The organism is Arthrobacter sp. ISL-72 (genome assembly GCF_018613755.1).
Classification (GTDB): domain Bacteria; phylum Actinomycetota; class Actinomycetes; order Actinomycetales; family Micrococcaceae; genus Arthrobacter.
The window spans coordinates 304,319-316,774 of the sequence record NZ_JAGGPP010000004.1 but is presented as its reverse complement, the minus strand read 5'-3'; the positions used below and the strand labels follow the sequence as shown (position 1 = coordinate 316,774).

Sequence of the window (12,456 nt, the reverse complement as noted above, 5' to 3'; positions counted from 1 at the left end):
GAACGCGTTCAGGCGAAGGTGATGGCGAACGCGTTCAGGGCCAGCTTCCACCTCGTTGCCCATCGTGCCCTGCCTTTGCCGGTCGGGTCCAGTGCCCGGGTGGCCAGGTAGAGGCATTTCAGTGCGGCTTGGTCGGTGGGGAAATGTCCCCGGGCTCGGATCGCGCGCCGGTAGCGGGCATTGACGGATTCAATGGCGTTGGTGCTGCAGATGACCCGACGGATTTCGACGTCGTAGTCCAGGAACGGCACGAATTCGCTCCACGCGTTCTCTCAGAGCCGGGTGATCGCCGGGTACCGTTGGCCCCATTTGCCCGAGAAATCGACGAAGCGTTCCTCCGCCGCAGCCTCGGACGGAGCGGTGTAGACAGGGCGCAGGTCACGGGACATTTCGTCCCAGTATTGCCGGGCGGCGTACCGGAAGGTGTTCCGGATCAGGTGGACGATGCAGGTCTGGACCACGGCGGTCCCAGACCGTGTTGATGGCCTCCGGCAGGCCCTTGAGCCCGTCGCAGACGGTGATGCAGACGTCCTGAACGCCGCGGTTCTTGATTTCCGTCAGGACGGAGAGCCAGAACTTCGCGCCTTCCCCGCCGTCCCCGGCCCACAGCCCCAGGATGTCCCGCTCACCGTTGACGCTGACACCGATCGCGACGTAGACCGGCCGGTTCGTGACCTGCCCGTCGCGGACCTTGACGTGGATTGCATCGATGAACACCACGGGGAACACCCGGTCCAAGGGCCGGTTCTGCCAGTCGGTCATTTCCCCGATCACCTTTTCGGTGATCCGCGAGATCGTGTCCTTCGATACCCCGACCCCGAACACCTCCCCGAAATGGGCCGCGATCTCCCCGGTCGTGAGGCCCTTCGCGCTCAGCGACAGCACAATCTCGTCCACGCCCGTCAGCCTTCGCTGCCGCTTCTTCACGATCTGCGGGCCGAACGTGGAGCCGGTGTCCTGCGGCACGTCAATCTCAACCGGCCCGATCTCCGTCAGCACGGTCTTCGTGCGGATGCCGTTACGGGAGTTCCCGCTTCCACGCCCGGCCACTTCGTGTTTTCCGTAACCGAGGTGCTCGTCCATCTCGGCTTCCAACGCGGTCTCCAAAACGTTCTTCGTGAGCCGATTCAACAACCCGCCCCGGGCCCACGAGGTCGATACCCTGTTCTCTGGCCTGAGCCAGGAGCTGCTGCGCCAACTCTTGCTGATCCACGTCAGTCGCCATGGGATCCAGTGTTTCGCTCATGATCGGTCCTTCCCGCCAGGCACGGCCCGGCGTGTCAGGCCAACCACGGATCCACCGTTATTCACAGTCCCGCGACGCTTTGTGGCGTTTGCGATCGGTGGTCATGTTCATTGGAGGGCCTGGTCATGCCTCGGTACTTCCGGTCGGCGCATACCGGGTGGAGGGACCTGGCTCCAGGAGCTGAGGATGCGGAGCTTGCGGATCGGTGGGGTTGTCGACGGCTTGCATGCCAGGAGGGCCACGACGGCGCTGGCCGTGCTCTTCCAGTTCTCGTAGTAGTCCTTCATTCGTGGGGGTCGGTGAACATCATCCGGACGTAATTGCGCTCGTGCGGGGCCACCTTGTCGACGTCCATAAGGAGCGCCGCGGCCAGCGCGTTGCAGGTGACCGGTCAGTCGGCTGGCGCCCGCAAGTGGCGTGGCGGATGTGCGTAGTGAGGCGCAGGTTAAACAAGTAGTGGCCACTCGCGCTTCTGCTGCCTGGCGCTGGAAGGATCTCCCTGGGAGGCCGGTTTCCGGCCGGACGTGGAGGGACGGTAGACCGGTGTCCATCACAGGGGGTCGAGCGACGTCGGGTGGTGCCCCGTGAGGCTGCCCGTCTCCAAGGCGGCCAATGCACGCGCGTCCACGCGAGCCAGGCTCGCCGCCCTTTGGTCCGGCTTACATTCCGTGCGTTTCCAGGTTCTGGCCGCCATGCTGGGCATGATGTTTGCCGGTCTCGCCCTCAGCGGCACCATCACGTTTGCGATTTCCTTCAACGAGCTGGAGAGCCGCGTCGATCAGGGCCTCACCGACAGGGCACGAAACGTGGAAAGACTCGCCCGCGCCAGTTCGGCCGATAGCGCGCAGCCGTTTGCATACCGGCTCCGAGCCGCAGCCGCCGACGTCGAACCCGGCCGGCACGGAGTGCTGGCACTGTTTGTCGACGGACACCTCGCCTGGAAGGTCGAAGGCAACCCTGACAACCAGGTGCTGCCCGAGACCCTGTACCGTCCGATCGCCGCGATGTCGGATCCCCGCGCTCAGGTAACGGGGAGCGTTGGCGCAGACCCGGACCAGATACGGATCACCCTTTTGCCCGTCGAGGTCTCCGGCGGCAGCGGAACAGCCTTCCTGGTGGCAGGCCGGGACATATCGGACCAGCAGGAGCGGATCCTCGCCTCCATACGGACCTATGCCATGGTCTCCGGCGGCGCGCTAGTGGTTGCGGGACTGGTGGGCGGATTCCTGGCCGGACACCTCCTCCGTCCCCTGCGCCGCATGCGCGAGACCACTGAGATCGTCAGCCACGTCGACCTGAGCCAACGGGTGGATGTGCGCGGAGGTGCCAGTGACGTGTCCCAACTGGCCCGCACCTTCAACACGATGCTTGAACGCATCGATGACGGGGTCAATGAACAGCGGCAGTTCATGGACGATGTGGCTCATGAACTGCTGACCCCTTTGACCATTCTCTGCGGCCATCTGGAGTTGATGTCGCCCAGTGACCCCGAGGATGTGGCCGAGACAAGGGCCCTCCTCCTCGATGAGCTGGCCCGGTTGCAGCGGCTGGTGGATGATCTGCTGCTGCTGGGCAATGCCCGTCGCCCGAATTTCGTCAGCGTGCAGGAACTGGACGTCGCACGTTTCACGGACGAGGTCATGGGCAAGATCCGCGTGCTCGCGAACCGGCGGTGGGAGATCGACGAAGCCTGCGGCGGCGTGGCGGTGGCAGACCCCCAGCTGCTCACCCAGGCGCTGGTACAACTCGCCGCCAACGCGGTGAAGTACACCGATGATGACGGGGTCATAGCGCTTGGGAGCAGGGTCGAACCTGGCCAGCCCAACGAGGACGGGCTGCCCGAATACGACACCCTGGCTGTGTGGGTCCGGGACACGGGCCAGGGCATTGCCGCCGAGGACCAGGTCCGGATCTTTTCCCGGTTCGCCCGGGTCGAAGCGGGGCGCGGCGCAGAGGGCTCCGGCCTTGGACTGGCGATCGTGACGGCCATTGCCGAGGCACACGGCGGGAAAGTGACGGTGACGTCGGCCCTCGGACAAGGTTCCACGTTCACCGTCCTGATTCCACTCAGTCAGGACAGGGCCCTGCTGTGAGCCGCATCCTGATAGCCGAAGACGAGGAGCGGATCTCCAAATTCATGGAGAAGGGCCTGCGCTCAGCCGGGCATGCAGCGTCGGTGGTCGGCGACGGGATCACCGCCTTGGACTATGCCACGTCCGGCGAATTCGACCTGTTGATCCTGGACGTGGGCCTTCCGCGCCTGGACGGGTTTACCGTTTTGGGACTACTGCGGGAGAGTAAGGTGCCCCTTCCGGTGATAATGGTCACGGCACGGACGTCGGTCCAGGACACCGTGGCCGGCCTCAACGCAGGTGCCGACGACTACCTGGCCAAACCATTCCACGTTGAGGAACTCCTGGCACGCATCCGGATCCGGCTCCGGGATCCGCGTCCCGACGACGCCGACCATGTCCTCAAATGCGGTGAGCTGGTACTGGACCCGCATTCCCGCATCGCGAGGGTGGGGGCCCAGGAGGTGGACCTCTCCACCCGGGAGTTCGCGCTGGCCGAAACGTTCATTCGTCACCCCGGGCAGGTCCTGAGCCGGGAGCAGCTGCTCAACAGTGTCTGGGGCTATGACTACTCCGGCGCGTCCAATGTGGTGGACGTCTATGTGCTCTACCTGCGAAAAAAGCTGGGAGCCGACCGGTTCGTCACGGTCCGCGGCACCGGCTACCGGCTGGCGGCCGTCTGAGCTTACCGGCGTTCCCGCAGGCTTTGGCGTGCCCTGATTTTTTGATGAGAAGCCTCTAATTTGCTTCAAATGCGTTTCTCATCGGGCCCCTCCACACTTGCGGTATTCAGCCCATGCCTCGCATTGGCCGAGGTAACCGCATTCCGGGAGGACGACTACCGTGGAACCCTTGCTGCTTGCTCTCTACGCGCAGGACCGGACCGGGTGGGAGTGGGTGCTCCTGCCCGGCGCCGACTTCACGCAAGTACAAAAGTTTCTTCCGGTGGGCGCCGCGGGGGCCGTGGTCTGGTGCCTGTGGCTGTACCGGGTCATCCTCTCGCGCCGGGCCCGCCCGGTGGTGACCCCCTTCCGCGCAAGCACTTCGGTGATCGTCCCGTCCTTCCATGAGGATCCCGATATTCTGATGCGCTGCCTCGGGTCCTGGCTGGCCCAGGACCCGGCGGAGATCATCATTGTGCTGGACACCAAGGACCTGGAGGCCTACCAGCGGATCACCGCCCTGGACATTCCGTCGGTGCGGCCCATCCTGTTCCGCCACGCCGGTAAACGCTCGGCCCTTGGCCGGGGTGTCCGGGCCGCCAGCGGGGAGATCCTGGTCTTCGTCGATTCGGACACGTCTTGGGAGCCGGGGCTGCTGGCGGCGGTGCAGATGCCGTTCGCGGATCCCGCCGTGGGCGGGGTGGGCACCCAGCAGAACGTGTACCAGCGCAATTCCAGTGTGTGGCGGCGGATGGCAGACTGGCTGGTGAACCTGCGCTACTTCGACTACGTTCCGGCCATGGGCCGGGCGGGCGCCGTCGCCTGCCTGTCCGGCCGCACGGCGGCCTACCGCGCGTCGGTCGTCCGGCCGCTGCTGCCGCATCTTGAGGATGAGTTCTTCCTGAGCCGCCGCTGCATCTCCGGCGACGACGGCCGGCTCACCTGGCTGGTTCTGGCCGCTGGGTACAAAACGGTCCATCAGTCCTCGGCCCGGGCCCTGTCCATGTTCCCGAATACGCTCCGTGGCTTCCTGAAGCAGCGCATCCGCTGGAGCAGGAACTCCTACCGGTGCTACCTGACTGCGGCCTACAAAGGCTGGCTGTGGCGCGTGCCGTTCGTCACCAAGATCACAGTGCTGCAGATCCTGCTGACGCCCGTCACCATGGGCGTTTCGCTGGTGTACCTGCTCTTCAGCCGGCTGGAACTGACGCCCCTGGGAGTGGGGCTGGCGGTGGGCTGGCTCCTGCTGGGGCGCGGCGTCCGGGGAATTTCGCACCTTGTCCGGTATCCGCGGGACATCGTTCTGCTGCCATTGCTTGCCATAGTCGTGATTACGGTGGCTTTGCCCATCAAGGTCTATGCGTTCATCACCATGAACAAGCAGGGCTGGCTGACGCGCTTGGACACCACCACTGGCGGTGAAGGCCAGACTGCGCAAAGCCTCGCCCGCCGGGAGGCCCTCGGATGAAGGCCAACCCGGTCCTGCGCTGCGCGGTGTTGCCCTTGGCGGCGGCAGCGCTTATTTTCTCCCCGTCCCCTGCCACCGCGGGCACAGCAGCGGAACCGCCGGCCATGGTCCTCGCCTCCGCGGCGGACACCGCCCAGCCGGAAGGCGGCCATGGCGCCGCCTACGCCGGCGATCGGGTCCGCGAACCGGCGCTGGTCATCGCGGAGGACCAGCGGCTGGCGCAGGTGCGTACGGCCGCCGCCGATGCCCGGACCAAGCGCGTGAAGCTGGCCAGCCCGTACCGCGTGCAGTCCGGACAGTCCCTCACGCTGGTCCTGACGCCGCGGGCCGCGCCGTACACCGTGCCGGACCTGCTGCAGCTGGCACCGCAGGGCTTCACCCAGCAGTCCCCCGGGCAGTACCTGCTGTCGGAAAACATTCTCATCCAGGCCGGCGCAGTGCTCACCGTTGGCGGCGGCAGCGGGCTGGACCTGCGGCTTGCCAGCAAGCCGCAGGGGTTCGTTTCCATAGTGAACGACGGCGGCAGGCTGGACATCGCCGGCTCCGCCGCCTGGCCGGTGAGGATCACGAGCTGGAACGACGGCGGGGCGGGCCCGGACACCGCGACCGGTGACGGGCGCGCCTACATCCGCTCCATCGGCGGCCAGGCAACCATCAGCCACGCAGTCGTCGAAGCCTTGGGCTTCTGGAGCGGCCGCACCGGAGGCCTGGCGCTGACCGGCACCGACCGCCCCACGGCAAGGACCGTGACTGCGCCACCGGCCCCTACCCCAGCCCCAGCGGCACCGGCACCCGCGCCCGCGCCCGCGCCGCCGGCGGTACCGCTGCTGGACGCCGGGCCGGCCCCGGCGGACAACTTCGTTACCGGGTCCGTGGAGGACACCACGGTGTCGGGCAACGCCTTCGGCCTGTTCCTGACCAAGGCCCGGGGAGTCCGCATCAGCAACATGACCGTCGAAGGGAGCCTGGTGGACGGCGTTGTCCTGCACCACCGCGTCAGCGACACCACAGTGGACATGACGGCGTCGCGCAACAATGCGGGCAGCGGATTCGTCCTGGCCCGGGCCACCCAGGGCATTGCGCTCACCCAGGTCCAGGCCGCATCGAACGGGTGGGACGGAATCCGGGTGGACGGCCGGTCACTGGCTCCGGGCGCGTCTGCGGGCGGCGGACCCACGGCGCTCTACGGCAGCCATACCGTAAGCAACAGCACCGTGGAGAGCAACGGCCGCGCCGGCGTCGAAATCATCGGCGGCCAGAACGTCGGAATCTACGGCAACACCGTCACTGACAACGGCACCGGCATCCTGGTCTCCGGCGATGCCGCCAACATCACAGTGGAGAGCAACGCCCTGCTGCGGCAGAAATTCCGGACCGTTGCCCTGCTGGACGGCGTGAAAAGCACCTTGGTCTCGGGGAACTCCATCATTGGCGGGGAAACAGGAGTGTTCCTGCGCAACGCAGAGGCCCGGATTGCCCTGAACACCATGGCGGGGATCACCAAGCACGGGATCACCGCCCTGGGCAGCGCTGCGCATGAGATTGCCGGCAACACCATCGCCGGAACAGGACCCAGCGCCCTCTACGAAAAAGGCACCCGGGCCCCGGTCACGGACACCAACAACACCCGGGCGTGGACCACCACCAGGCCTTTCTGGGCGCAGGTGGCCACGTTCTTCCAGCCCCTGACCATCGTGTGGACCGTATTGGCCCTGATCGTCGTCTTTACTGCCTTGCGCGGTACACGGCACAAGGGAAAGACCCTGCATCCGTACGGTGACCAGGCGTCGCTAAGCAGCTTCACGGCCGACGGGACGCCGCCCGCAATCGCCCTGCCCCCGGACGGGCACGCCGACGGAACCGGGAGCCTCACAGGAATCGGGGGGTGGAAATGATGTCCCGGGCCACTGTCCGCAACTGGCGGATGTACGCCGCGGTCGCTGTGCTGGTGGCAGCCTTCCTCGGGGCGGGCATTCTGTCCCTGGGCCAGCGCGGCTTCTGGCGGACCCCGGGCGGCGGGTTCGGAGTGCAAAGCTCCCCTGAGGCCGCACCGCAGACCGCATCACCGGCGTTGCCGCCGCCTACGGCAGCCCCGGAACCTGCCATGGACCCCAAGGACGTACCGATGAGCTCCGCAGCGAAGGCCGCCCGGCCGGGGCAGGGCCCCGTCCCCGAAGCGAAGGCGGTGGAGTGCCCCCGCCCCACCAAGTCGGTGCGCACCGCCATCGAACTCTCCTCAGCGCTGGCCAGTGCCCGCCCGGGGGACGTTATCCACATGAACGACGGCGTGTATACCGGCCGCTTCACGGCTGACCATCCCGGGTCCGCCCAGGAGCGGATCTTCCTCTGCGGAGGCCCTGGCGCCGTCCTGGACGGCGGCGACATCCGTGAAGGATATGTTCTCCATCTGGATCAGGCGGATTACTGGGTCTTGTCCGGCTTCACCGTGCGCAACGCCCAAAAGGGCATCGTCGCCGACGCTGTGGCGGGCGCTGTCCTGGAAAAGCTCACCGTCATGCAGGTGGGGATGGAAGGCATCCACCTGCGCCGGAACAGCAGCAGCAACCTCCTCCTCGAGAACACCGTGAGGGACACCGGGCAGGATGTCCCCGAATACGGCGAGGGCATCTACATCGGGTCCGCCCTCAGCAATTGGTGCACCATGACGGGCTGCCGCCCGGATGAAAGCAACTACAACACCATCAGCGGCAACACGATATCCGCCACCACCGGTGAGAGCGTGGACATCAAGGAGGGCACCGTGGGCGGCGTGGTATCCCGCAACCGCTTCAACGGCACGGGAATGACCACTGCGGACGCCTGGGTGAACGTCAAGGGGAACGCCTGGACCATCGAAGGAAATGAGGGCCGGGACGCGCCCCGCGACGGATTCCAGACCCACAACGTCCTCCACAACTGGGGCGACCACAACCTCTTCACCGGCAACACCGCCGCCGTGAACGGGCCCGGGCACGGCATCGCCGCCACGCCTGCGCTCCACAACACCGTCAGCTGCTCCAACACCGCTCCCGGGGCCCGGCAGGGCCCCAGCAACATCAAGTGCACCTCCCACTGATTTTCCCGCAACACAGCAATGGGTACGCCCGCTCACCGCTCAACCGTTGAAGGAGACCACCATGCCTGACCTGATTCCCCTGGACCAGAATCTGCCTGCGGAAGCCCTGGCTGCGGAACCTCCCGGCGGCGCGGTCCCTCGCATCGCGGAGCATCCGGACATCACCGTGGTGGGGACCGGCTACCTCGGCGCCACCCATGCCGTGTGCATGGCGATCATGGGGTTCAATGTGATCGGTGTGGACGTGGACCAGGCCAAAATCAACTCGCTCGCCGCAGGGAAACTGCCGTTTTTCGAACCGGGCCTCCCGGAGCTGCTGACCCGGGCCCTGGACACCGGCCGGCTCCGCTTCACCACCGACTTCGCCAGGGCCGGCGCCCACGGAGACGTCCACTTCATCTGTGTGGGCACCCCGCAGGCGCCGGACTCTCCGGCCGCGGACCTGAGTTTCGTCACCGCGGCCGTCGAACGCCTCGCTTCGCACCTGCACCGCAAATGCCTGATCGTGGGGAAGTCCACCGTCCCCATGGGCACCGCCCGCCACCTCACCTCCCTGGCCCGCGCAGCTGCACCGGCCGGCGAGGCAATCGAACTGGCATGGAACCCCGAATTCCTGCGCGAGGGACATGCCGTCAGCGACACCCTGTCGCCCGACCGCCTGGTGTTCGGCGTCGCGTCCGGGTGGGCGCGTGAGCAGCTGAGTGCGTGCTACCGGACGCTGACGGAATCCGGCACACCGGTGGTGGTCACCGACCTTGCCACCGCAGAGCTGGTCAAGGTCGCCGCGAACTCGTTTCTGGCCACGAAGATTTCCTACATCAATGCCATGGCCGAAGTCTGCGAAGCCGCCGGCGCGGACGTCAACCTGCTGGCCCACGCCCTGTCCTACGACAGCCGCATCGGCGGACGGTTCCTCAAACCCGGGCTCGGCTTCGGCGGCGGATGCTTGCCCAAGGATATCCGTGCCTTCGCGCACAGCGCAGAAGCCCTGGGCGTGGGGCAGGCCGTGGGCTTCCTGCACCAGGTGGACGCCATCAACCAGCGCCGGCGCCGGCGCACGGTTGACCTGATCCGTGGGTTCGTCCACGGCAACCTGGCCGGGGCCAGGATCGCCATTCTGGGAGCCGCCTTTAAGCCGGACTCCGACGACATCCGGGACGCCCCCGCCCTCGACGTCGCGCGGATGCTCCACGAATCCGGAGCGATTGTCACTGTCTTCGACCCCCAGGCCATGGACAATGCCCGGGCCAAGTACCCTTTGCTGGGCTACGCCCCGAGCCTCGAAGCCGCCGTCACCGGCGCGGACGTGGTGGCCCTCCTCACGGAATGGAACGTGTTCAGGAACGCCGACCCCGCAGCCCTGGGCATGCTGGTTGCCCGGCGAAGCATGGTGGATGGACGCCATGCCCTGGACGCCGCCGCCTACCGTGCGGCCGGCTGGGAATACCGGGCGCTGGGAAGACCGTTTGAAGCGGCCACCGCCCAGTCCCCCGCTCTGGATGCTGCCGACGGGCCGGTCGAACTGGTCACCGCGGCAGCCGGGCCCGAGGCGCGAACCCCGGTCCCGGCAGCCATCTAGGCAAGGCCCAGGAAGTCCTCCAAGAGCACGACGTGGAGCCCGGCCGCTTGCTGGGCTGCGCGGAATGCCGCCAGGTCTGCTGCGAATTCCGGGCGGAAATGCATCAGCACAATGTCACCCGGGCGGAGCGAGTTACCCACCTGGTAGTCCATGCGGCCGGCGTTGGCCTTGGCTTCCCAGGTGATGATTGCCTTGAGCCCGGCGGCCGCAACGGCGGCGCGCATGGCGTTGGAGTATGCACCGCCGGGCGGCCGGAACAGCACGGGACGGCGGCCGAACTGCTGCACGGCGTAGTCCTGCATGCCTGCAATGTCGTTGAGCTGCTGCTGGTAGCCCCATTGCTTCACCATGTTCACGTTGTGGCTGATGGTGTGGTTTTCAATCAGGCAGTGGTGGCCCAGGAAGTCCTTGAAGAAGCCGGGCTTGTCCTGGATGGCGGACTTGGTCAGGAACAGGGAGCACGGGTAGTCGTAGTCGGCCAGCAGTTGGAGCTCGTTGGGGGTCTTGGTGTTGCCGTCGTCGATGGTCAGGAACACCACCGGCTGCTTGGTGTCGATCTTGGTGATGACCGGCGCCAGCCCGTCCACCACCGGTGGCAGGGTGTAGTCCGAGACGAAGGTCGGTTTGGGCGGCGCGGTGGGGGTCGCGGTGGGGGTTGCAGATTCAGGCGCGAAAGGCGCGTCCGTTCCGGACGCGACCGGCTTGCCTGGGTCACCACAGGCACTCAGGACGGCGACGACGGCGGCACCGAGGGCACCAAGGGTTGCCCGCCGTGTGAACTGCAACGGGCAGGGGGGATGGTTATCCCACATGGGAGTCCAGACTCGAGAACGGTTTTAGCTTAAGTAAAGTACCAGTCCAACGGCGGGAGCGAGGATTCCTTACCGTCCATCGTTCAGGCCTCATAGTGTGGATCCGGACACGCGATCTTCGCGGACGGCCCACGCTCGCCGTCGCTGTCCGCCGTGATCGTCCTGCATCTTCGCGAGCCGACCAAGCCCTAAGGCCGCCATACGGAGGCATCGGGAACCTCCTACCGGCCGAATCGGAATCGGACCAGAAAGACAGAAACGCCCAGGGCGGCCATCATCTGGACCAACATGATCGACAGTCCTACGACATAGCTGGTAATTGTCATCTCGGTGCAACCTTTCACCGGGCTTGTGCAGTGAGCCTACGCACAGATTCTCAGCTCGGACTGAAGATCACCCGGGCGTTTCGCTCAAGATTTCGCCCAGCACACGCCTATCACCACACAGGACGGGAGTTCCGGACCGCCGATGGTGGCATAGCTGGTCAGCGGTGACGCGCTCCTCCTCCTCCTCCTCCTCCTCCCCGGACGCTGTTCGCGCCCCTATCGGTTTCCGTAGTCAAAGACCCTGCTGAGGACCGAAAATACCCCGGCTGGACCGACCATGGTGTCTTGGCCCCGACCTGTCCTTCCATCGGGGTGGTCGGCCGGTACCCGTCCGGCCCACCTCGGTGACTTGATCAGAAGGTTGTCCGCCCCAGGGCATGGCTCATCACAGTTTTGTTCCGAAGTGACCTCTACCCGGGCTGGTACCGGCCGACAGCGGCCACAACCATATCCGTGAAGAGGAAGGTGCGACCGCCATGTCTATCGTTGCGCATTCACACGCGTTTGTCGTCGGAGTCGACACTCACGCACGCAACCACGTTTACGCCATCATCGCCGCCAGGACGGGTGAACTCGTCGGTACCAGGGACTTCCCCACCAGCAGTACCGGCATCAACAGCGCCATTGCCTGGGTGGCCCGCCGCACGGGTGCTGACCTTGCCGCGCTCTGGGTGATCGAAGGCGCTGCCTCCTACGGGGCCATCCTCGCCGGAGCCGTGGCCTCCGAGGGCTACCAGGTTGTCGAGGCGGCACGGATGGACGCCCGAGCCCACCACGGCGTCGGCAAATCCGATGAACTCGATGCCCAGCGGATCGCCAGGGCAGTGCTCCCGTTGGAGGACAAGCAACTGCGACGGCCGCGCCTGAATGAAGGTATCCGTGCGGCATTGAGGGTTTTGGTTTCTGCGCGAAATTTCATGACCGCCGAGCGGACCCGTGCGGTGAACGCACTGACCGCCCTGGTGCGTGTCCACAAGCTCGGCTTGGATGCCCGCAAGGCCCTGAGCGGAGTGCAGATTGCAGAAGTGTCCCGGTGGCGTGCCCGGGACGAGGATCTGGCACTCTCCGTAGCCCGTGCGGAAGCTGTCAGGCTGGCGAAGCGAATCGATGAGCTCGACAAGGAATTGACCAGGAACAACAACCAGATCACCGATCTCGTCAAAGTCAGTGAAGCCGCCCCCCTCATGGAGGTGAAGGGCTTCGGGCCTGTCTAAT

At 66.1% G+C, this 12,456-nt stretch carries 8 protein-coding genes and 2 pseudogenes; 7 read left to right on the top strand and 3 right to left on the bottom strand.

What is annotated here, in order from left to right:
• Nucleotides 1-8 precede the first annotated feature (8 nt).
• Nucleotides 9-1,225 (bottom strand): annotated as a pseudogene (locus J7I92_RS04460) (IS256 family transposase).
• 304 nt (nucleotides 1,226-1,529) lie between these two features.
• Entirely contained in the window at nucleotides 1,530-1,619 is a 90-nt protein-coding gene (locus J7I92_RS24495) for a hypothetical protein (RefSeq protein ID WP_396020353.1), read from the bottom strand.
• 211 nt (nucleotides 1,620-1,830) lie between these two features.
• Here J7I92_RS24495 and J7I92_RS04450 point away from each other — a divergent pair, with 211 nt between their 5' ends.
• The 6 genes from J7I92_RS04450 (at nucleotide 1,831) to J7I92_RS04425 (ending at nucleotide 10,103) form a co-directional block, all read left to right on the top strand.
• Nucleotides 1,831-3,339, top strand: a complete 1,509-nt coding sequence (locus J7I92_RS04450) for an ATP-binding protein (RefSeq protein WP_214837798.1) — start codon at nucleotides 1,831-1,833, stop codon at nucleotides 3,337-3,339.
• Entirely contained in the window at nucleotides 3,336-4,001 is a 666-nt protein-coding gene (locus tag J7I92_RS04445) for a response regulator transcription factor (protein ID WP_214837794.1), read from the top strand. The genes J7I92_RS04450 and J7I92_RS04445 overlap by 4 nt, the downstream gene beginning before the upstream one ends.
• A gap of 160 nt (nucleotides 4,002-4,161) precedes the next feature.
• Nucleotides 4,162-5,448, top strand: a complete 1,287-nt coding sequence (locus J7I92_RS04440) for a glycosyltransferase (protein WP_311380115.1) — start codon at nucleotides 4,162-4,164, stop codon at nucleotides 5,446-5,448.
• Entirely contained in the window at nucleotides 5,445-7,343 is a 1,899-nt protein-coding gene (locus tag J7I92_RS04435; RefSeq protein ID WP_214837790.1) for a right-handed parallel beta-helix repeat-containing protein, read from the top strand. The genes J7I92_RS04440 and J7I92_RS04435 overlap by 4 nt, the downstream gene beginning before the upstream one ends.
• A complete protein-coding gene (locus tag J7I92_RS04430) occupies nucleotides 7,340-8,524 on the top strand; it encodes a nitrous oxide reductase family maturation protein NosD (protein WP_251039473.1) in 1,185 nt (394 codons plus the stop codon). The genes J7I92_RS04435 and J7I92_RS04430 overlap by 4 nt, the downstream gene beginning before the upstream one ends.
• Nucleotides 8,525-8,585: 61 nt before the next feature.
• Entirely contained in the window at nucleotides 8,586-10,103 is a 1,518-nt protein-coding gene (locus J7I92_RS04425; RefSeq protein ID WP_214837784.1) for a UDP-glucose/GDP-mannose dehydrogenase family protein, read from the top strand.
• On the opposite strand, the gene J7I92_RS04420 is transcribed toward J7I92_RS04425, so the two are convergent.
• Complete coding sequence (locus tag J7I92_RS04420) at nucleotides 10,100-10,888, bottom strand: polysaccharide deacetylase family protein (protein WP_251039417.1); 789 nt, start codon at nucleotides 10,886-10,888, stop codon at nucleotides 10,100-10,102. The genes J7I92_RS04425 and J7I92_RS04420 overlap by 4 nt on opposite strands.
• An 829-nt stretch (nucleotides 10,889-11,717) precedes the next feature.
• Between J7I92_RS04420 and J7I92_RS04415 the strand changes: the two are divergent.
• Nucleotides 11,718-12,452, top strand: a pseudogene (locus J7I92_RS04415) (transposase); the annotation flags it as partial.
• Nucleotides 12,453-12,456: the final 4 nt, after the last annotated feature.

What these genes read in the sequence shown, in the direction of transcription:
- J7I92_RS04435 (WP_214837790.1), top strand. Translation starts at nt 5,445, where the DNA reads ATGAAGGCCAACCCGGTCCTGCGCTGCGCGGTGTTGCCCTTGGCGGCG.
- J7I92_RS04425 (WP_214837784.1), top strand. Translation starts at nt 8,586, where the DNA reads ATGCCTGACCTGATTCCCCTGGACCAGAATCTGCCTGCGGAAGCCCTG.
- J7I92_RS04430 (WP_251039473.1), top strand. Translation starts at nt 7,340, where the DNA reads ATGATGTCCCGGGCCACTGTCCGCAACTGGCGGATGTACGCCGCGGTC.